This window comes from Lactococcus sp. NH2-7C (assembly GCF_029953655.1).
GTDB lineage: Bacteria > Bacillota > Bacilli > Lactobacillales > Streptococcaceae > Lactococcus > Lactococcus lactis.
In genome coordinates this window covers 2,214,563-2,236,200 of sequence record NZ_CP124538.1, presented here as the reverse complement: position 1 = coordinate 2,236,200, position 21,638 = coordinate 2,214,563, and the positions used below count along the sequence as shown (strand labels likewise).

Annotated in this window: 14 protein-coding genes and 1 pseudogene; all 15 read right to left on the bottom strand. The window is 34.4% G+C overall.

The window, feature by feature from the left end:
* Positions 1 to 82: 82 nt before the first annotated feature.
* Positions 83 to 757, bottom strand: a complete 675-nt coding sequence (locus QJV49_RS11240; RefSeq protein WP_225511656.1) for an SGNH/GDSL hydrolase family protein — start codon at positions 755 to 757, stop codon at positions 83 to 85.
* Positions 758 to 783: 26 nt separating this feature from the next.
* Positions 784 to 1,221 (bottom strand): annotated as a pseudogene (locus QJV49_RS11235) (flavodoxin domain-containing protein); the annotation flags it as partial.
* A gap of 76 nt (positions 1,222 to 1,297) precedes the next feature.
* Positions 1,298 to 2,173 carry a MarR family winged helix-turn-helix transcriptional regulator gene (locus tag QJV49_RS11230; RefSeq protein WP_225511655.1) on the bottom strand — a complete coding sequence of 292 codons (876 nt, stop codon included), beginning with the start codon at positions 2,171 to 2,173 and terminating at the stop codon, positions 1,298 to 1,300.
* A gap of 293 nt (positions 2,174 to 2,466) precedes the next feature.
* Complete coding sequence (gene cydC, locus QJV49_RS11225) at positions 2,467 to 4,188, bottom strand: thiol reductant ABC exporter subunit CydC (protein WP_225511654.1); 1,722 nt, start codon at positions 4,186 to 4,188, stop codon at positions 2,467 to 2,469.
* Entirely contained in the window at positions 4,188 to 6,050 is a 1,863-nt protein-coding gene (gene cydD / locus QJV49_RS11220; protein WP_225511653.1) for a thiol reductant ABC exporter subunit CydD, read from the bottom strand. Before cydD ends, cydC begins: the two co-directional genes overlap by 1 nt.
* Before the next feature lie 27 nt (positions 6,051 to 6,077).
* Positions 6,078 to 6,221: a hypothetical protein gene (locus QJV49_RS11215; protein ID WP_225511652.1), complete on the bottom strand. Its 144-nt coding sequence runs from the start codon at positions 6,219 to 6,221 to the stop codon at positions 6,078 to 6,080.
* A 207-nt stretch (positions 6,222 to 6,428) separates the two neighbouring features.
* Positions 6,429 to 7,424 (bottom strand): cytochrome d ubiquinol oxidase subunit II, encoded by a 996-nt coding sequence (gene cydB, locus QJV49_RS11210; RefSeq protein ID WP_225511651.1) that lies wholly within the window; start codon positions 7,422 to 7,424, stop codon positions 6,429 to 6,431.
* On the bottom strand, positions 7,424 to 8,899 hold the full coding sequence (locus tag QJV49_RS11205; RefSeq protein ID WP_010905520.1) for a cytochrome ubiquinol oxidase subunit I: 1,476 nt from the start codon (positions 8,897 to 8,899) through the stop codon (positions 7,424 to 7,426). The genes cydB and QJV49_RS11205 overlap by 1 nt, the downstream gene beginning before the upstream one ends.
* Before the next feature lie 713 nt (positions 8,900 to 9,612).
* On the bottom strand, positions 9,613 to 11,106 hold the full coding sequence (locus QJV49_RS11200; RefSeq protein ID WP_153241831.1) for a peptide MFS transporter: 1,494 nt from the start codon (positions 11,104 to 11,106) through the stop codon (positions 9,613 to 9,615).
* A 226-nt stretch (positions 11,107 to 11,332) separates the two neighbouring features.
* Positions 11,333 to 13,135 carry a glycoside hydrolase family 13 protein gene (locus QJV49_RS11195; protein ID WP_225511650.1) on the bottom strand — a complete coding sequence of 601 codons (1,803 nt, stop codon included), beginning with the start codon at positions 13,133 to 13,135 and terminating at the stop codon, positions 11,333 to 11,335.
* Between the two features lie 70 nt (positions 13,136 to 13,205).
* Positions 13,206 to 15,608, bottom strand: coding sequence for a glycogen/starch/alpha-glucan phosphorylase (locus QJV49_RS11190; RefSeq protein WP_225511649.1), 2,403 nt, complete (start codon positions 15,606 to 15,608; stop codon positions 13,206 to 13,208).
* 88 nt (positions 15,609 to 15,696) lie between these two features.
* Positions 15,697 to 17,133 (bottom strand): glycogen synthase GlgA, encoded by a 1,437-nt coding sequence (gene glgA / locus QJV49_RS11185; protein ID WP_225511648.1) that lies wholly within the window; start codon positions 17,131 to 17,133, stop codon positions 15,697 to 15,699.
* Between the two features lie 90 nt (positions 17,134 to 17,223).
* Positions 17,224 to 18,363 carry a glucose-1-phosphate adenylyltransferase subunit GlgD gene (gene glgD, locus QJV49_RS11180; protein WP_225511647.1) on the bottom strand — a complete coding sequence of 380 codons (1,140 nt, stop codon included), beginning with the start codon at positions 18,361 to 18,363 and terminating at the stop codon, positions 17,224 to 17,226.
* Complete coding sequence (locus QJV49_RS11175) at positions 18,353 to 19,495, bottom strand: glucose-1-phosphate adenylyltransferase (protein WP_225511646.1); 1,143 nt, start codon at positions 19,493 to 19,495, stop codon at positions 18,353 to 18,355. The genes glgD and QJV49_RS11175 overlap by 11 nt, the downstream gene beginning before the upstream one ends.
* Before the next feature lie 100 nt (positions 19,496 to 19,595).
* Positions 19,596 to 21,599, bottom strand: coding sequence for a 4-alpha-glucanotransferase (locus QJV49_RS11170; RefSeq protein ID WP_225511645.1), 2,004 nt, complete (start codon positions 21,597 to 21,599; stop codon positions 19,596 to 19,598).
* Between the last annotated feature and the right edge of the window lie 39 nt (positions 21,600 to 21,638).

The window sequence follows — 21,638 nt, the reverse complement described above, 5'->3', positions numbered from 1 at the left end:
TTTGCTTACTTCCTTTTTTCTAATTATTGAATTTCAAGACGAAAAGAAATGATTTCAATTACTTTTCATCTTGAATTATTTTTTATTCTTCCAAATAAACTTTGAGGTTTTCTAAGACAAGTTGATAGCTCGCTGGGTTTAAATGCACTCCATCAAAAGTTAATTCTTTTTTCAAATTGCCATTTTCATCAGATAAACCATCATTAACATCAATAAAGTGAAAATGGTGGTTATCTGCAAGTTTTTTTATTTTATCTGAAGCTTTTTGAAACTTTTCATTACTTCTCGTTTCAAATAAAGTTTTTTCATCTGAGTCTTGACCAAAATCAACCGTATTAATCGGATAGTAGCGCATCACATAAACTTGCGTTTGAGGTAATTTACTTTCTATTTGAGAAAGAATTTGATCATAGTTATTCAAAAACTCTTCTTCTGGAACCTCAAAACCGATATCATTGGTTCCAATATTAATAAAGATTTTTGAGGGTTCCAAATTAAAAATTTGACTCTCTATGTGTTCTAATAAAAATGAGGTCGTCGTGGCTCTAACCGCCCGATTGTAGATATAGTGTGAAAAAGTAACTTCTCCAGCTTCCTCCCACTTCTCAATAGGAAATATCTCCATTAATGATGAGCCAACAAATAAAGTTTGCCCCTTTTTTGCTGATAGGTTTGCCTTGTCATAGCTTTTAAGAAGTTCTTCTTGAAAAGCTGCAAGCTGAGGGTTTATCGTAAGAGCTTTGGTTTCTTTTGACATTATCTTCTCCTATAAATTTAGCTATTTTAAATCCACTCTACTTTGTTTAATTGAGACACAAACTGTTTCTCAGCTTCTGGTAAAAACTCAATCGGGTGTTTTTTAGACTCTAGCTTAATCATTGATTTTGCAATAATTTTATCGTGCCAATTAAAGGGAGTCAAATTATTTACCTCTCCTCCAAAGTTTGCGATAGCTACAGCATTTTTGCGCAAAGGTTCGGCGATTTCTTTTTTAATCAGTTTCGTAAAACTATCATATTCAACCATTGTAACGAATGCCGCAAAAGGTTTCGTTTGCAAAATTTCTTGATATTTTTTTAAGAAACTGCCTACTGAATGTTCAAATTTATGACTATAAACAGGGCTGGCAACAATCACAGCATCAAAATCTTTAGGATTTACTACTTCAGCATTTAAATCTACAAGTGTGACCTGATTTAAATGTATCGCTAGCTTCCTTGCACGCTTGGCAGTATTTTCTGTCTCACCATCCTAAGCGATGAGTGTTCTCATTTTCCGCTCCTTATCTATTCAATCCTTAGAAATCATCCCAGTTTTCTGGTTTTTTAGGTTCTTTATTTTTGTCTGTCTTTGGTTTAGAATCAAAATCTGGACGGCTGTTTCCGTCAAAATCACCAAATCGATTTTTCATTTCATCTGAGAAATGATCCCAATGTTCATTAAAATTGGCTTGATCTCTTCCGCCAAAATTATTTCTAAAGCTATCTTTGAGCTGTTTGCTAAAGGCCTTCCAATCTTCACCAAACGGAGCTTGTGAGCGTTCATCACGACGCATACGATTTTCTCCCCGTTTCATTTCTTGAGATGAACGACGCATTTCACGTTGCCAATTTTGCATTTCACGACGCATGTGATTTCCAAATGCATGACGATCATGGGCATTCATCATATTTTCCATAAATGGATTTCCGAAAAATTGTGCCATTCTTTGGAAATCTTGATCATTACGTGCGTCGTTATTTTCTACTAATTTTTCCATTAGAAACGCTAATTGTTCTTGTTCTTCATCTGTTAGATTGCCAAAAATTGTTTCTGAAATATCATTGTGCATTGTATCACGTGTTTCCTGAGCTTCACGTCCTTTATCAGTCAAGAAAATACGGCTGACACGTTTATCATTTTCATCTTGTTTACGGATAACCATTTCCGCTTCTTCTAATTGTTTAACCTGAGCCGTTACACTTGAAGGTTTAATATCAAGAAGTTCGGCAATTTCTGCATTCGTTAAACCATCTTTATTCCATAATTCGAAGAGTAAGCCTTGAGCTCCATTGCGGTTACCACGATTTTTCATTTGTTTTGATATTCCTTCTGCTCTTAAAGCAAAAAGGATATTTGGATTGTGCAATAGTTTTGAAAATAGATTCAATAAGTTGTTTGTTTGTTCTGACATTATGAATTCTCCTTATATCAAATTCTTTTTAATTCGTCATCGAAAGCATAGACAAGTCGTTCATCCGGGCCTTCAATAAGTCTGATGAACCAATTCAATTTTTGAATTATTATTTTTATAATCTTAATCATTGGTTCTCCTTTACTACCTTTTAGTTTCTTGAAAATTTTAAATCAATTAGTTAGTTTATTTTTTGTTCACCTAACAAAAAAGATTATAAAACATTTAATTAGTTTTGTCAACACAAAAACTAACTAAAATAAAAAAATCAGCCCTTAGACTGATTTTTAATATTATTCATTTCCTAAATCAAGTTGATAAAGTTCTTTAAATGTTGGATTGTTCTCCAGTAATGAGGCGGGTTCCCCATCAAATTTAATCGAGCCATTTTCTAAAAATAGAACTCGGTCCATATGATGAACACCTAATAAATGGTGAGTAATAAAAATAATTGATTTATCACGGAGCCGTTCAAAAAAGAGACTTAAGAGTTGATTTTCTGTGATTGGGTCAAGTGATACAGTTGGTTCGTCAAGGATTACAACATCAACATCTGATAAAAGAACCCGTGCCAAGGCTAAGCGTTGACGTTCTCCACCAGAGAATCGTTCTCCCGCTTCATCTACTGGTGTCAGAAGTTTTTGAGGTAAGGATTCAACCATTTTACGGAGTCCAACTAATTCAAGAGCTTCCCAAATTTCAGCATCACTAGCATCAAGTTTCGCCAAAGTCAAATTAGAACGAAGGCTTGTCGCAAAAAGATAAGGAGATTGATTAATGACACCAATTTTTTCTTCAACATTTTTAGCTTTAGATGGCTCAACACCAGAAAATTGAATACTTCCACTTTGGGGAACTAAATCTCCTCTGATTAAACTAGCAAGAGTTGATTTACCCACACCTGAACGTCCCAATAGAGCAATATGTTCTCCTTGTTTAACTTCTAAATTGAAATTATCAAAGATTTTTTTATTTTCTTCAAATGAAAACTGGAGATTATTGATGACTAAATCTGTAGAAACAATTTCCTCAGTCCTTACTTCTTCATCTTGGTCTGGTAAGTCATTTAAACGATTGATTGAATCACCATAACGTTGCGTTTCAACCACCGCATCAGACAAAGGAGAAAAGGTATCAAATAGAGGGAAAGCAGCAAGACTAACTGCCGCAATATAATTAGGCGCATCTCCTAATTTTAAGGCACCAGAAGACCAAATCATCAAATAAATCACTAATGCGCCATAGACAACTTGTAAAAATAAATTTCTTCTACGTCCGAAAGCTAATAGTTTGGCTTGAATTTTTCTAGCAGATAATTCTGAACCTCGATAAGCTGTCAGAAAATCTTCTTTTCGTCCTGAAAGTACCCAATCTTGTAATCCTAAAATATCATCTGTCAAATGAGAAAAAAGTTGATTGCGATAAATTTTGAGTTCTTCATCTAATTTTACTGTAAATTTCAAAGAAATTAATGGCAAGATAACAATCAAAAATCCTAAGAAGAGCGCTAAACCTAAAGCAAACCAAAGTGAGAAAAATCCTCCAGCAATAATTAGAGCAATCGATAAACTTCCAGCAATTAAAACTGGAAATAATGTTCTCAAAAAGAGGTCTTGTAGATTTCCAATATCTTCATTAAGAACACCCAATAAGTCACCTAAACGATAACGATCTGCTAATGTAACAGCCGTTTTTTCCAGTCGCAAATAGAGTTTTTTTCGTAAGAGACTTGTGATTTTTAAAATCCAATTATGAGAAGTTAATCTTTCGACATAATGCATCACTGGTCGTCCAATCCCAAAAATACGTACAAAGAGAACTGGAACATAAATCATTAAGATATTTTCTGGTTTTGTTGCTGATTTAGAAATGACATATCCTGAGCTGAACATCAAAAGTCCCGCCATCGAAATTGTAATCGTTCCTAAGAAAATAGATAGAATAAAGCCTGAACGATTTTTTTTCAAAAATGGAGAAATCCAGTCATTACCAAACAAAATATTTTTTAATTTCATTATTTCTGACCTCCATTATCTGATGAAGCTTGGCTGACAGAGCTGTCAGTAGATTTATCATTTACTGACGAAAAGTTTGACCTCTCAGATTCTTTTTCTTCTTGGCCCTTTACTGATTCGCTCGTTTCATTGTCTAATAAATTTTTGTCATCATCAACGCCACGCATCTGACTAAGTAATTTTTGATAGTAAGTATTTTCAGACAATAGTTGTTCAGGAGTTCCAATTCCCGCGACCTGTCCCTCATTTAATACAATGACCAAATCCATTGATGAAAGCCAATGAAGACGATGAGTAGCAATGAAAACTAGTTTATTTTCAAGTAAAGGTAAAATATTTGCTTTAATTTCTAATTCGGTTTCAATGTCCAGATGAGCTGTCGGTTCATCAAGAAACAAAATATTACGGGTATGGCTTAAAAATGCTCTGGCTAATGCAACACGTTGAGCCTGTCCACCCGAAATTGTACGACCACTGGCCCCAATTTGTCCATCAAGACCAATTTCATCGATAAGACTTTCTAAACCAGCAAGTTTTGCTGCTGCTTTGATTTCGTCATCAGTAGAATCAGGTTCGTAAAAAGCTAAATTTTCACGAAAAGTTCCTGCAAAAATATAAGTCTTTTGTGGAATGAATTGAACTGACTGACGATAGTTTTCGTCAGTTAAAGAAGTCAAACTTTGCTCATTTAGTTTAATTTCACCAGCTGTTGGTTTTAGAAATCCAGCCAGCATTGAAAGCAATGTTGATTTACCAGAACCTGAATTTCCGACAATGGCAATTTTTTTAAAGCCATTTACTGACAGATTAACATTTGAGATCCCACGCCCTGTGTCATAAATTTTTCCTAACTCTGTCAGTTGAAGTTGTGAATTTGCACTCCAAGTTACTTTTTCTGTAAGTACTGACAAAGTATTTTCCTCAGTTGAAAGAACTTCATTAACAGCTGCCAAAGCATTTTTTCCATTAAGCGTCGCATGATAATCACTTGCAAAATCACGCAGAGGAAGGAAATATTCTGGTGCTAAAATTAGAGCCGCTAAAGCTGGAAAAAGTAAAATATCACCGCTCATTAACCGAAGTCCCAAAAAAAGTGCGACAACAGCAACCGAAAGACTTGCAAAAAAATCAAGGGCAAAGGTTGAAAGCATAGCAATTCTCAATGCGCCCATCGTTTCTTTACGAAAGTCTTCAGAAGTTTTATAAATTGAATTTGAGTAATCTTTAGACAATCCAAAATATTTCAATGTAGAAATTCCACGCAATGAATCTAAAAAGTGATTTGATAAATATTGGAAAGTTTTATATTGACGTTCAGCACGTCCTTGTGCTGCGTATCCCAATAGAATCATAAAAATAATTGCAAAAGGAAATGTCAAAGTTAACACAATTCCACTTTGCCAATCAAGAAAATACACTGGAATCAAAATTAACATTGGGATGATCATCATATTTAAGACTTTGGATAGTACCAATTTAATATAATTTTCAACCTGATCAATTCCTGTGATTACTGTTGTTGCAGCTGAGCCCGAACCTAAATTAGCAATAGCAACTGGACCAAGTCGGAAAAATTTATCCAACATATCCCCTCGCAATTTTGTTGCTAATTGGTAAGCAAGTTTATCCAGAGCCTTTGAACGACCAAAATTAATAATTTCACGGCTCAAAAAGCAAGCAAAAAAGCCCAAAACCCAAGGAATGGTATGAGAAAATAATTGTCCTTGCCAAAGCTTAGTAATCGCAGTAGCTAGAAATAAAGCTTGACCGGCAATTGCAATGAATTGAAAAACTGCCAGAATCCCCAATATCGGAAACATTCTTCTTACACCTGGCAGTTCAAAAAGAGATTTATCAATCATGTTTAAAGTTACTGATGAGATAATATTTTACTGACAAAACTTATCAGCAAAGCTGATAGGTCCTTCATTCACCGATTGAATGACTTCCTCTAACGCATTCAACTGACAGAACTTACCAACAAAGCTGACAGTTCCTTCATTTACCGATTGAATGACTTCCTCTGGGAGCATTCAACTGACAGAACTTATCAGCAAGGTCGGCAGTTTCTAAAATCTGCTCATAGAATTTCTGTCAGTAAAATAAAATTCCTCAGTTCCTTTCTAAAAAATTTAGGTCAGAAAAAATTTTCCTGACCATAATATGTAGTTGTCTTAATTAATTATATCAATTTACAAATTAATCTGAAAATAACTGGTTCAACCAGTTATTTTCATGTTTTATTTTTTAATTCTTTTTCTGAAAATGAAATAGGTCCAGCCCATATAGATGAGTACAAATGGTAAGATAACCAGAGTAATGATCGTCATTGTTTTCAAAGTATAGCCTGTTGAACTAGCATTTTTAATCAAAATACTGTGAGCAGGGTTAGTTGCAATCATTACACGTGGGAAAATCCCTTGGAAAATCAATGCAACAAGGGCAATGAAAGTCAAACCTGAAGCCAAGAAAGCAGACATTTCTTTTCCTGCACGAACAGATAAATGTGCCACAAGAGTTAGAATAACAATCAAAGCAAGTAAAACTAAAGTTCCAATAAAATGTTTTTCAAAGAAATCAGTGAAAATAGCTAGCAATACAGCAAATACAACTTCACCAGCATAAAGAACAAAATAGAGGATGTTAGCTATCTTTGCAGCTCTCTCACGCAAAGCTCCCTCTGTTTTCAAAGCCAAATAATTTAAGCCATGAAGCCAAGCTAAGAGCATTACAGCAACACCACCAACGACTGACAAAAAGTTAACGTAAGTAGTAAAAGTAGCAGTCACATTTCCTTTAGCATCCATTGGAACACCTTGAATCATTGCTGTGAACATCAATCCAAACAGAAATGGAATAGCAAAGCTAGCAACTCCTAGAACTTTTGTCCAGAGCATTTTTCCTTTTTCCGTATGTGAGTGGTGACGGAATTCAAAAGTCACTCCCCGGAAAATCAAACCTACTAAAATCAAAAATAGAATAAGATAGAAACCAGAGAACAATGAAGCATACCAATAAGGGAATGAAGCAAACATTGCCCCACCGGCAGTTAATAGCCAAACTTCATTCAAATCCCAAACTGGGCCAATTGATCCGATAGCTTGTTCAACCTCACGTTTGTCCTTGGCAATTGTGATTGCACTCATTCCTACACCGTAGTCAAAACCTTCGAGGAAGAAAAAGCCACTAAATAATACTCCAACAATAATAAACCAAAAAAGTTGTAATCCAGTCATTATTTATCCACCCCTTTCTCATCAGTTTCTTTTTGAATTTCACTATCTTCTTTTGATGAAGAAGCAAAATTTTCTTGGCTAAATGAATCTAAAGAAACATAAGCTGTTTCCGCTCCTTCTACTCCTTGTTTCATTCTTTGAAGCGTAAAGTAAACCATCACAGCACCAAGGAAACAGAAAAGGAAGAAATAGACGATATTTGAGAATAAAAGTGAACCGACAGAAACATTTGGTGAAACTGAATCTTTGATTGTAAATAAACCATAAACGGTCCAAGGATAACGACCAAGTTCAGTAACTAACCAACCTGAGGTAATCGCAAGGAAAGGTGCAAATAGCATCCAACGATAAACTTGTAAGCCAAACTTATTTTCATATAGACTTGGTTTTTTCTTTCTAGTCCAAAATAGCCCCAGAGCAGAAAGTAAAATCATTAACATTGATAGACCGGCCATAATCCGGAAAGTCCAGAAGAGAACCGTTACTGGTGGGAAGAAATTACCGCCAATTTCTTTAGCTACATCAGGATATTTCTTTTGAAGTTGAGCGTTAATTTCATTCATCCCTTCAACCGAACCGCTTGGACGGTGATAAGTCAGAATTGAAAGCATATAAGGAATTTGAATTCCAAATACTTCTTTGTGGTCAGCTTCATTAAAGAAAGCAACCATATCCCAAGCCGCAGGGTCAGGTGTTGTTTCATAAACCCCTTCAGTTGCAGCAAATTTCATAGGTTGAGAGTTTTTAACTTCAATCATTTGTTGGTCACCAGCAACAAAGTTCCCAACTGCACCGATTAGAGCTACTAAAAGTCCCAAACGTAAAACTGGTTTAAACATATCAATTTCACGATTTTTAAGAATTTGATAAGCTGAAATACCAGCAACCACAAAACCACCAGTTACAAGGAAACCTGTTGCCACGTGGCTAAATTCCAAAATAGTTTGAGGATTTGTCAAAAGGGCAGAGAAACTTGTTAATGTTGCTCGTCCACCTTTAACTTCATATCCCACTGGATTTTGCATCCATGAGTTTGCCGCTAAAATCCATAAAGATGATAAGAAGGTCCCAACAAATACAATCCAAAGTGTTGCATTATGCAATTTCTTACCTAATTTATCCCAACCAAACATCCACACTCCAAGGAATGTAGATTCCAAGAAGAAGGCAAGTAAGGCCTCAACGGCTAAAGGTGCGCCAAATATATCCCCAACATAGCGAGAATAATCTGACCAGTTCATTCCAAATTGAAATTCTTGGATAATACCGGTTACGACCCCTACTGCAAAGGATAAGAGCATAATTGATCCAAAAAATTTCGTCCGTTTTTTCCATTTTTCATCACCAGTTTTCACATAGATAGTTTCCATGATTGCTGTCATGAGAACCATTCCGACAGAAAGTGGTACAAAGAAAAAGTGGAAGATTGTCGTCATCGCAAACTGAAAGCGTGCGAGAGTTTCAATGGTAAACATTGTTTATCTCCTTATTTTTTATTTACTATATATCAAATAGATATAGACTAATTTTAAAATATTTTTATCTAAGACTAGTTTTGGTCTTTGGTTTAATAAAAATATTTTTTTATTAATAAATAAAATAAGAGAATCTTTAAAGTTAACTAGATTTTTCAATAATAATTAATAATTAAAAATATCAGTTCTAATCGTAAATCTATAACTTTTCACTATTTCTTATCAATTTATTTATTAATTTAGCAACAGAAAAACAATAATTATTTTTTCTACAGGCCTCTTCTCAGTATCTTTTCAAACACAAAATGTTCAAAGTTTTTAGTAAACTCATATTTCTTAGTCAACCGCTTTTAATGGATGACCGTGTTTGAGTATCCTTACTTTGAATTTTATATTTTTAATAACAGAGTAACTGCGAGTTTTCGAATAAAAATAGCTTTGCTTCTCACCTCTATCTTCTATAAGTTTTATTTGTAAATAAGTGATTTCATACTTTATTTTAGCATTTGTGAATGTCTTTGACCTTTTAGCCAAAGGCACTAACATCTGCAAATAATTTAAAATCACGTTACACTACATTTTATCATAATGTAAGCGCAGATAAAAACGATTGATTTGTAAAAGAATTTTAACAAGTGTAACTTTTCAGACACTTCTATAGTTTTTAAAATACAAAAAACCTATCATTAAAGATAGGTTTTATTAATTACTAATTAACGAACATCTCCCATTAATTTCAAAATAGGTTTTTTGATAATAAGGAGGATAATTCCCACGATAATGCCAATAATACCAGTAATCGCAAAGAAGTGAACTTCTGTTGCTGCTTTAAAGAGTGGTGTAATTTGAGCATTGATTGCTTGTGAAGTTGAATCTGCCAAGAACCACATCGCCATCATTTGTGATTGGAAAGCAACTGGAGCTAATTTTGTTGAAACTGATAATCCAACTGGTGAAACAAGTAATTCACCTGCCATTTGGACAGCAAACATCAATACTAACCAAAGAGCACTTGCACGACCAGAAGTTCCGTTCAAGAGACCTGGAAGTGTCATAATCAAATAAGAGATCCCTGTCAACATCAAACCAAGACCAAATTTTACAATTGTTGAAGGTTGACGTTCACCCAATTTATTCCAAAGACGAACAAAGATAGGTGACAAGAGAACGATGAAGAGTGGGTTCAATAATTGATACCAAGAAGGGTCAATATGGAAAGTAATTCCAAACCAAGTTGGGTCCAAATTAGAACGTGATTCTCCCCAAACCGCAATAATTGTAGAACTTTGTTCTTCAATTGCCCAAAAGACAATAGCAGAAAGGAACAAAGGAATATATGCTGTTAATTTACGACGTTCATCTGATTCTACCTTTTTAGAGGTAAACATCATTACAAAATAAATAATTGGAACAACAATACCGATAATTGATAAAACATTAATGAAGTTATTAATGAAATTAGCTGGACTTGCTTGATAAAGTAAGAAGAAACCAATAATAGCGACAATAACAACAATTGTCAATGTAATAAGAAAATTACGTCTTGCTTTTGAATCCATTGGATTTGAAGGTTCGCGTCCAATTTCTGGGAAGTGACGAAGACGTCCATACCAATAAGCAAATAATGCAAAAATCATACCGATAGCTGCAAGTGAGAATCCTAGGTGATAATTCACACCTTGTCCAACTGTCCCAACAATCAATGGAGCAATCAGAGAACCCATGTTAATTCCGACAACAAAGATATTGAATCCAGTGTCACGACGTGAGTCATCTTTAGAATAAAGATGTCCAACCATATTTGAAATATTCGGTTTAAGCATCCCTGTTCCCAAGATAATTAAGAATAATGCCACGAACAGTGAAGATAAACCAAATGGTGTTGCTAAAGCGATGTGTCCTAAAGTGATTAAAACTCCACCAAGGAAGATTGTGCGCGAAGCGCCCAACAAGCGGTCAGCAATCCATCCTCCAACAATTGTTGAAAGATAGACAAGTGCACCATAGATACTTACAATCGCCATTGCTTGAGCTTTAGGAAGTCCTAAACCTGCGTTGTCAGCAGTTGTCAATGCATAGAGGTAATAAACCAGAATGGCACGCATCCCATAGTAAGAAAAACGCTCCCAGAACTCAGTCTGAAAAAGCGTCAATAGGCCGCGAGGTTGACCGAAAAATGTTTTTTCTGTTTTGTTTAAGTTTTGCATAGATTATATTATAAAGTTTTCTATACAACTTGTCAAGTTGTCAAACAATTTTGCCTATACAGATTCTTTGAAAAACGCGGGAAAAAGAGGGACAATAACAAAATTTCATAGATATTTATTTATATTTTCTTCTTTTCTAAAATAAGATTTAGCTAAAAAATATAGTTTTTATCATTTTTTACTGACAAATAAATCTGTCAGTAAAAAAAACTTGCATCAGCAAGTTTTAAATTTTCATCTTTAATTCTAAATTTGTTTTTCCACTAATCACTTTTTCTGTCAGTAATTTTTTTAATTCTGCTAAGAATTTCAGATTTTGTAAAAAAGTAATTTCTTGAACTTCTATATTAAGCTCATCTTCACTCGGATTAATGAGTTCAACAAAAACTTCTGAATCTGTATATCGCAATATTCCTAACAACCTGTCAGTAAAAAAAGTTGAAAACTCCCCATATTTCAAGCTATTTTCTGACAGACGTTTTTGCGTCCAACTTTTATAAGCACTGTAAACATTGGGTGAAATGTTATCCCAAGGAAAATATTTACGATTCTCAGGGTCTTTTCCACCTGACAATCCTGCTTCATCTCCATAGTAAATACAAGGAATTCCTGGTAATACAAAAAGCATTGCCAACGCTACTGACAAATTCTTTTCTCCAACCATTGTCAAAATTCGTTCAGTATCATGAGTCCCTAGATTATTTAAATTATTATAGAAAATATCTTTAGGATAATTCTCTTGCAAAGTCATTAATTGATGAGCAACATCTTGACTAGAACGATGACCATTTAACAAATTAATAATTAAATCACGAAACGGATAATTCATAGCAGCTTGTAAACTTCCACCAAGTATATAATTTCTTCTTTTTCCATAAGAAATTTTATTGGAAGCATCTTCCCAAATTTCACCGATTAATATTTTATCTGAATAAGAATCAAGATTTTCTCGAATCCCTTTAATGAAAGAGTCAGGCAATTCGTCAGCAACATCTAGTCGCCAGCCATCAATCCCCAAATCGTTCCATTTGGCTAAAACAGAATTTTTCTCACCATAAATAAAATTGCGAAAAGAATCATTATCTTTGTCAATTTCGGGTAAATCTTTAATTCCCCACCAAGATTTATAATCAAAAGGGTAATTTTCAAACTTAAACCAGTCGAAATAAGGTGAATCTGGATTTTTGGCTGCCCCCTCATCATCGCCATAATCACCATTAATATTGAAATAAAGCGAATTTTTTCCTACATGAGAAAAGACACCATCCAACACCAGGTGCATTTTTTCTTGATGAAGTACCTGAAGCAATTCTTCAAAATCTTCCTGTGTACCAAGCATCGAATCTATTTTCATGTAGTCATTCGTATCATAACGATGATTACTTGTACCAGAAAAAATTGGATTAAGATAAATCGCGTTGATTCCCAGTTCTTTTAAGTAAGGAATTTTTTTAATAATTCCTCTTAAATTTCCACCGAAAAAATCCCAACGTGCAATATCACCATTTTCTTCTTTAACATAGAAAGGACTATCCGTTTTTCTTCCATAAATAAATGAATTGGGTTTTGGGTGATTGATTTGACCATTTTCATTTCCATTATAGAATCGATCTGGAAAAATTTGATAAAAAACTGCTTCACGATACCATCTAGGGGCCTGATCTTCTTTTTCAAATACAGTCAGCTGATAAGGTTTAACATCATTTTCATCAGTGTAAAGAAGCCCTTCCCCACCTATACCAGAACAACCATAAAATCGTCTGGTTTCTCCCAAATCCGAAGACTCGACTATTTCAAAATGATAAAAATAAAGTCCTGGCTCTTCATCAAAAGGAATGGTAACTCTAAAATCTCCGCCTGAATCTCTGTTCATAGAAAATTCATAACGTTTTCCAAAATCACGCCGAATTACACAAGTCACAAGTACAGAAGGTTGATCAGTTGTAAAACTCAAGCTCATTGAGTTTCCAACTTTAATGGCCCCAAAAGGTTGTTTATTATCTAAATTCCACGGATTATAATAATACATCTAATTCTTATTTCCTTTATTAACATTTGAGTCTAAAAGCTACTTAAATTTCTTCTGCCAGTAGATTTCTTCATTCTTTTTTAGCCTTTATATACCAAATATCATCAGCGTACTCTCTAACTGTTCGGTCAGAACTAAAACGTCCTACATTAGCAATATTCATTAAACTTGCTTGAGTCCATGCTTTTTGGTCACGGTAAAGTTTTTCAAGTTCAGCCTGTGCCCGAACATAATCATTAAAATCTCGAAGTACAAAGTATTCATCATTATAAACGGTGAGTGAATCAAAAATTTCGCGTCCTTCACTTTTAATATTTGGCACCATTCCGTCAATTAAGGCATTCAAAATTCGATTAACTACTGGATTTTGTTCATAAATATCACGCGCATTATAATTACCATTGCGATAATATTCATAAACTTCATCTTTAGTCAGCCCAAAAACAAAATTATTTCCATTCCCTGCCGCTTCAAAAATTTCAATATTTGCGCCATCAAGTGTTCCAATGGTTAAAGCACCATTTAGCATAAACTTCATATTTGAAGTTCCTGATGCTTCCTTAGAGGCCAAAGAAATTTGTTCTCCAACATTAGCTGCTGGAATAATCACTTCCGCCAAACTTACATTATAGTTTTCCATAAAGACAACTTTGAGTTTATCTTTAATCGTTTGATCCTTATTAATCATATTTGCTATTTCGTTAATTACTTTAATGATAGATTTAGCATAATGATAAGAAGGAGCCGCTTTTGCGCCGAAAATAAATACTCGAGGAACCATATCTAATTCCGGATTATCTTTCAAATCAAAATATAATTTTAGAATATGCAAAGCATTTAACAGTTGTCGCTTATAAGCATGCAGCCGTTTTACTTGAACATCAAAAATCGCATCAGGATTAACCGTAATTCCATTTTGTTCTTTAATCACCGCAGCCAATCGTAGCTTATCATCAAATTTAGCTTTTTGAAGTTGTTCAAGCGTTTTTTCATCATTTTTAAAATTTTTCAGCAGCTTCAATTCATCTAAATCATGACGCCATGATTTACCAATTGTTTCATCTATAATTCCAGACAAACGTTCGTTTGCAATCTGAATCCAACGACGGTCAGCAATTCCATTTGTCTTATTATTAAAACGTTCAGGATAAATTTCATAGAAATCATGAAGTTCAACATCCTTTAATAAATCAGAATGCAATTTGGCTACGCCATTGGTTGAATGTGAACCAATGATTGACAAGTTGGCCATATGAATTTGTCCATCTTTGATAATTCTCGTATTATGCACCAGCGTGGCACCCACTTTAGGATGCAACTCAGCTGTACGTCTCCGGTCAATTTCCACAATAATTTGATAAATCCGGGGCAAAAGTTGTTTAATCATCTCTTCTGGCCACTTTTCCAAAGCTTCCGATAAAATTGTATGATTGGTATAAGACATCACCTTGAGGGTTGTATCCCAAGCTCGATTCCATCCCACCCCATATTCATCAACTAAAAGGCGCATGAATTCTGGGACACAAAGTGCAGGGTGCGTATCATTAATATGGACAGCAATATAATCCCCAATTTTTCGAATATCTTTTTTTTGTGTTCCTTTATAGTGGTGCAAAATTCGTTGAAGTCCAGCAGAAACAAAGAAATATTCTTGCTTCAAACGTAAAAGTCGCCCATCATAATTAGAATCATCTGGATAAAGTTCAGCAGAGAGCATCGAAGTTTGTCGCATATAATCCAAATTTTGAAATTTAGGGTCTAATTCCTCTGGCACTTCTGAGCGCCACAGACACATATTATTGACCGTTGTATTTTCAAAACCAACCATGGGCGTATCATATGGAACAGCTAGAACACGTTCCTGGTCCTTATAATGAGGAATCAAATTTCCTTTTCCATCATCTTCTAACCAAACTTCACCACCAAATGTTACTTCAACTGCTTTGTCTGCTCTACGAACTTCCCATGGATTCCCATTATTTAGCCAAGAATCAGGTAATTCTACTTGGTAACCATCTACTATTTTTTGTTTGAACAATCCATACCGATAGCGAATGCCATTTCCATTTCCTGGAAGCCCCGTTGAAGCTAAAGAGTCCATGAAACAGCTAGCTAAGCGACCCAATCCCCCATTTCCAATGGCCATATCGGGTTCTATCTTAGCAACCTCATCCAGTTCAATTCCAAAATCATTTAACCCTTCTCGAACGGTATTTAAAATACCTAAGTTAAGTAAATTTGATTTAAGCATTTTTCCTGGTAAAAACTCAATCGAAAAATAATATGCTTGCTTTTTTCCAGTTTCATCCTTATATTGATTATCGGCTACCCAAATATTAGCATAGTAATGTTTCACAACAGATGCCAAAGCATCATAAATTTCCTGATAACCTGCTTTTGTCAGATCAGTCGCAAATTTTGAAGTTAGACGCTCTTCGAAATCTTGCTTAAATTGTTTTTTAGAAAGTTTCAATCGTCGCTCCTTTATTATTCTCAAACATCTTTTATTTTAAAATGAATTCTACCACAATTTAATCACAAGCGCAATCGATTGCGACAATTTATAATTCCTGATAGAGTTCAATGTATTGTTGAGCCTTCGTTCCCCAAGAAAAATCTTTACTCATTGCTGATAAAACCATTTTATTTAAGACTTCTGGTTCTTTTCCATAAACTTCAAGTGCACGATTAATCGTCTCCAATAAAATCTGTCCTTCAAAATCAACAAAACCAAATCCTGTTCCTTCTTTGCTAATAGGATTAAATGGAATCACAGTATCTTTCAAACCACCAATTTCATGAACGATTGGTAAAGTTCCATATCTCATTGCAATCATCTGTGATAGGCCACAAGGTTCAAAAGCAGATGGCATCAAGAAGAAATCAGAACCAGCATAAATTTCCTGTGCAAATTGAAGGTCAAATGCAATATTTGCTGACAACTTATCTGGATATTTTTGAGAAAAATATCTAAAACCTTCTTCAATTTCAGGGAAACCTGTTCCTAATAGGACAATTTGCACATTTTCTTCCAACACATTTTCCAACTGACTCAACACTAAATCAAATCCTTTTTGATTCGTTAAACGGGAGACCATTCCAATCAACGGAACATTTGGATTCAATGGTAATCCTGTTCGCTTTTGGAGTTCGGATTTCATTTTCCCTTTCCCAGAAAGTTCTCCCTTGCTGAAATGGTAAGGAATTAATTTATCATTTTCGGGATTATAGATATCATAATCTATCCCATTTAAAATTCCAGAAACTTTTCCAGCTACATATTGTAAAATCGATTCTAAACCACAACCAAATTCTGAGGTCTGTATTTCCTTAGCGTAAGTTGGCGAAACTGTATTAACTCGATCCGCATATAAAATTCCTGTTTTTAACATATTTAGCATACCATTATGACGGACCACTCCTTCAAAATAGCGTTCCATTCCCATACCAAAAAGCTCACTTAAAGCATCTCCATGCATCAAGCCTTGAAATTCAATATTATGAATGGTCAGTACTGTTTTAATTTTTTCATAGGCCTTAATCCAGTTGTATTTTTCCTTAAGTAAAAAAGGAACCATTGCAGTCTGCCAATCATTGACATGCAAAACATCTGGAATGAAATCTAACTTTTCTAAGAGTTGGCAAAGGGCCAAGTCAAAAAAAGCAAAGCGCTCTCCATCATCGCCATAACCATAGAGTTGTCCTCTACCAAAATAATGTTCATTATCTAGAAAATAATACTTTACACCCTCTTTTTCTAGACTTTTAACTCCAACATATTCGTGTCGCCAACCAACATCAACATAATCATAAAATTCATCTTTTAAAAGTGAACGATACTCTTCTTTCATTTCATTCTTAAAATAGGGAAGAATCACAGCAACTGAATCTATCTTACTTTTTTTAGCCAATTCTTTGGGCAGTGCTCCAGCTACATCTCCAAGTCCTCCCGTCTTAAAAAAGGGGGCACATTCACTTGATGCAAATAAAACTTTCATTTTTCTCTCTTTCATTTCCTCTTTAAAATATAATTCTTTTTTTTATTTTATTTAAGAACGCCGATAAATATTATCAGCGTCATTTGTCTTCTATAAGATATCTGCGGTAACAACTGTTCCTTTAGGAATCACTACTGGTTTTTCTGAACTACCAATAATTTTGACATTATTTTCGACAACCACTCCTTTATCAATGATGGCAAATTTAACTTGAGCGCCACTTTTAACTTCAGAATTGGTAAAAACTAATGATTCTTCAATTAAAGCATTATCTTGAATCTTCACTCCACGAGAGATGAGAGAATTTTTTACTTTACCATTGATAATACAACCAGAACCTAATTGACTATTCTCCACTTTACTATTCTCAGAAAAATAAGTGGGAACTTCATTTTTAATTTTAGTATAAACAGGTTGGCTACTATATAAAAGAGAGGTAAAATTTTGGGGGTCGAGCATGACCATATTGGCATCATAAAATGACTTAATATTAGTGATATTACTCATATAACCTGTGTATTCATAAGTATTCACATCATAGTTCTTCATATAAACACGAATGAGACGGGCAATAGAGGTCAATTCTCTCATATCTTGCATCTCTTTTATAAAATTAATCAACCAATCTGTGTTCACTATAAAAAGATTCAAGCAAAGGGCTTCTTTTTCTTGGGGATTTTCTAATTGATTAACATAACAGTTACTCATCTTCCCTGATTCATCAAAGCGAAGAATAGTATCGTATTCACTTGCTAAATCTGGAGAAACTTTTTTATAAACTGTGGTTATTTCCTTACCTGCCAATTTATGTATTTTAAGAACAGCCGTTAAATCGACATTACAAATAAATTTACTGCCTAAAAGAACCGTATATGGTGCTTTAGATTTACGCAGAAAATTTAACTGTTGAGCAAAATAATCTTTACCTTGTTCCCTTAAACGGTCAAAATCTTGCTGAATATAGACAAAGTAACGACTATTAAAGCCATCTAAGCCCCATTCGCCACCTGATCCTAAATGGTCAAAAACAGATTGTGTTTCTCCCTCATTAAAAGTCATAAAAATATTATCTACATGGGCATTTGATAATGATGATAATGGAAAATCAATCAAACGATATTTACAATCAAAAGGAAGAGTAGCAATTGGACGAACCTCTGTTAAGGGGCTTAAGTGTTTGCTTGAAGAAATATTTGAGAGGATAGCTGCCATTTTATTACTATTGTTCATTTTTATTTTCTCCTTTAATTTCTCCGTGACCAATCACTGCGACTTCATTTTCACCGATTATTTCTACATTATCACCAATTTTGGCATTTTCACCAATGATTGCATTTTTGATTGTAACGTTTTCCCCAATAAATGTCCCAGACATAATGAAACTGTCCTCAATCACTGTTCCTTCTTGAACATGGACATTCTGTGAAAGTATTGAATGAACAACTGTTCCATCAACGTAACAGCCATCACCAACAAGGGCATTTTTTACATTCGATTTTTCTGTGATAAATTGTGGAGCCGAAATATCATTATGTGAATAAATTCGCCAAGATTTATCTGTAATATTTAGTTCATTATTTAAATCAAGAAATTCCATGCTGGATTGATGAAGAGAATCAATGGTTCCAACGTCTTTCCAATATCCTTTAAAGCGGTAAGCAAACACATTTTCTCCAGCTTCAATATAAGCCGGGATAACATCTCCACCGAAATCTTCCATTGGATTTCCTTTCGAGTAACCATTCACAAGAACTTCGCGAAGCCTTTTCCAATTGAAAATATAGATTCCCATTGAAGCAAGATTTGACTTTGGTTCTTTAGGTTTTTCTTCAAATTCAATAATTCGGTCATTATCGTCGGTGTTCATGATTCCAAAACGGCTTGCTTCTTCAATAGGAACTTCCATTACCGAAACTGTTAAACTGGCATCATGTTCTTTGTGGCTTTCTAACATGGCTTCATAATCCATTTTATAAATATGGTCTCCCGAGAGAATGAGAATATATTCTGGATTTTGCTGGTCAATATAAGAAATATTTTGATAAACAGCGTGAGAGGTTCCTTCAAACCATTTGGAACCTTCTTGTGAAGAATAGGGTTGGAGAATAGTGACTCCACTATTAATTCCATTTAGGCCCCATGGTGCTCCATTTCCAATATGAGCATTTAGAATTAAGGGTTGGTATTGAGTAATGACGCCGACATTTTTTACATTGGAATTTGCACAATTTGATAAGGCAAAATCAATGATACGATAACGACCTCCAAAAGGAACAGCAGGTTTTGCAACATTTTTTGTCAATTTACCTAGACGCGTCCCTTGACCACCAGCAAGAATAAGACCAAGCATTTCGATTGCCATAATGAAACCTCCATTTTTTTCACAAAATTTTTGTTTTTTTACATATTTATTATTATTTTATAATTTATACTTTCTAATTCAAAATGATTTACTTTGAAATTTAATAGTCTCTTTTAGTTTCTTTAATAAATTTCTTTAAAAATTCAGTCCAATCCTGATTATCAATCAACGTTTCAAGCTGACAATGCAATCGGTAATTCCAGTAATGGAATGGATTTGCTGGAATATTAATTTGTTCGGATTGTGCATCTTCTTTTCGCAATTGTTCACTCATTGCTAACCAATCTTGAATAGGTAAGATAACCATCATCGCATTGGAGTTTAAGTGCCTTTTAACTATCTCTTGGATAATTTCTGCACTTGCATAATAAGGAGCTTCGCCATACCAACCCATGACCTCATTGTAGTAACGTTGAATTTCCTGATGATTTTCTTCCCACCAAGCTCTTAGTGGACTTGTATCATGACTTGAAGTCGTTAGGACCGATAAATAGGGGACTTCATTTAAAGGACTGACAAATCGGTTATCTGAAGGCATTCTCTCAATTATCAAACGTAGAATATTAAGGTGATTCATGACATCTGGCACATTGGCGGGTACCATTCCTAAATCTTCACCACAAGCTAACATATTGGTAGCATCTTTTAAAACTGGTAATTTTTCATAGGCTTTTTCTTTCCAAAATTCATAATTCCTTCCATAAAAATAGTCATTATAAAGTTTTTCAAGCCGTCCTTTATAGTCATCACCAAATTCTCGAAAGCTAATTGTTTGCATTAAAGAAATACGTGGATGATATTTTCCCGAATCCTCATCATCTTTTAATAATATTATATTTTCATGTAATTTATAAAGTCCTTCTCGCACCCAATCTTCTAATTGAGCTTTTTCTACTTTTTTCTGGTTATTATACTCATTTTGAAATGTATAATTTCCATTACCTATATAATCCAGAAATGTTTGAATAATCCAATCTCGATTATCTCGGCCAAAAATTTCATCAATTACCCAATCCTTGATGAAAGGATTAATAAACCGCTCGAGGCCCCATTGTCTTAATGGAATACCATAGTTATTTTCAATTTCTTCTGCTGACAAGGCAATAGCTGGTGAAAATTGGCCCAATAAACCTCTTACGGAATCCTCTGGCATCTGCCATATTCTAAAGAAACCAAGAATATGGTCCAGCCGATAAGCATCAAAATAATTAGACATGGCTGTTAACCTTTTTTTCCACCATGCATAACCATCTTCGGCCATTTTTTTCCAATTGTAGGTTGGAAAGCCCCAATTTTGTCCATTTACAGCAAAAATATCAGGAGGAGCGCCAGCTTGTTTATCAAGATGAAAAAGTTCTGGATGAGTCCAAGCGTCTACGGAATCATGAGCAATTCCAATTGCGATATCTCCTTTTAGTGCAATTCCTAATTGATGACAATAGTCAACAGCTTCTGAAAGTTGATAATGCAAAAGGTATTGCACAAAAACATACAAGTCTAATTGGTTACTTTCTGAACTTAACTTCTCAAAGAAATCTTCACTATAAGTGGCATACTTTCCCCAATTCATAAAATTAGCACTTTTATTGACATCTCTTAAATACGAAAATGCCGCATAGGCCTTTAACCAATCCTCATTTTGCTGATAAAATTGCTGATAATCTTTGTTTGCTTTAAATTTATGAGCTGAATTTTGATAAATAATCTCAGCATATTCCCATTTTAAGGATAATGCTTTTTCATAATCTATTTTTTCTAAAGCATTTAATTCTAATTCCGCGATGAGAAGCTTTTCTTGTTGAATTTTTGTGTAAGAATCCCAAAAGATATGAATATCTAAATAAATTGGATGCAGGGCAAAAACAGAAATGGCTCGATAAGGATATGAATCTCGCCAATCCATAAAAGTACTGGTATCGTTAATTGGTAATAATTGAATGATGTCCATCCCGGAACGGCGGGCAAAATCGGCTAACTCTTTCAAATCTGAAAATTGCCCTACCCCACTAGAGTTTTCAGTTCTTAGTGAGAAAACTGGAACTGCTATCCCCGTATGGTAAGATTTTTCTCCGTAGGGTTCAATTGAAAAATTATTGGTGACCATTTCCACTCCTTAATTCTTTAAAAATAGTGTAAAACAGCA

Coding starts and splice junctions, on each gene's coding strand:
- QJV49_RS11175 (WP_225511646.1), bottom strand. CDS start 19,495: ATGGCAATCGAAATGCTTGGTCTTATTCTTGCTGGTGGTCAAGGGACG.
- QJV49_RS11240 (WP_225511656.1), bottom strand. CDS start 757: ATGTCAAAAGAAACCAAAGCTCTTACGATAAACCCTCAGCTTGCAGCT.
- cydD (WP_225511653.1), bottom strand. CDS start 6,050: ATGATTGATAAATCTCTTTTTGAACTGCCAGGTGTAAGAAGAATGTTT.
- QJV49_RS11205 (WP_010905520.1), bottom strand. CDS start 8,899: ATGTTTACCATTGAAACTCTCGCACGCTTTCAGTTTGCGATGACGACA.
- glgA (WP_225511648.1), bottom strand. CDS start 17,133: ATGAAAGTTTTATTTGCATCAAGTGAATGTGCCCCCTTTTTTAAGACG.
- cydC (WP_225511654.1), bottom strand. CDS start 4,188: ATGAAATTAAAAAATATTTTGTTTGGTAATGACTGGATTTCTCCATTT.
- QJV49_RS11200 (WP_153241831.1), bottom strand. CDS start 11,106: ATGCAAAACTTAAACAAAACAGAAAAAACATTTTTCGGTCAACCTCGC.
- QJV49_RS11215 (WP_225511652.1), bottom strand. CDS start 6,221: ATGCTCCCAGAGGAAGTCATTCAATCGGTAAATGAAGGAACTGTCAGC.
- QJV49_RS11195 (WP_225511650.1), bottom strand. CDS start 13,135: ATGTATTATTATAATCCGTGGAATTTAGATAATAAACAACCTTTTGGG.
- glgD (WP_225511647.1), bottom strand. CDS start 18,363: ATGAACAATAGTAATAAAATGGCAGCTATCCTCTCAAATATTTCTTCA.
- cydB (WP_225511651.1), bottom strand. CDS start 7,424: ATGACTGGATTACAACTTTTTTGGTTTATTATTGTTGGAGTATTATTT.
- QJV49_RS11230 (WP_225511655.1), bottom strand. CDS start 2,173: ATGTCAGAACAAACAAACAACTTATTGAATCTATTTTCAAAACTATTG.
- QJV49_RS11170 (WP_225511645.1), bottom strand. CDS start 21,599: ATGGTCACCAATAATTTTTCAATTGAACCCTACGGAGAAAAATCTTAC.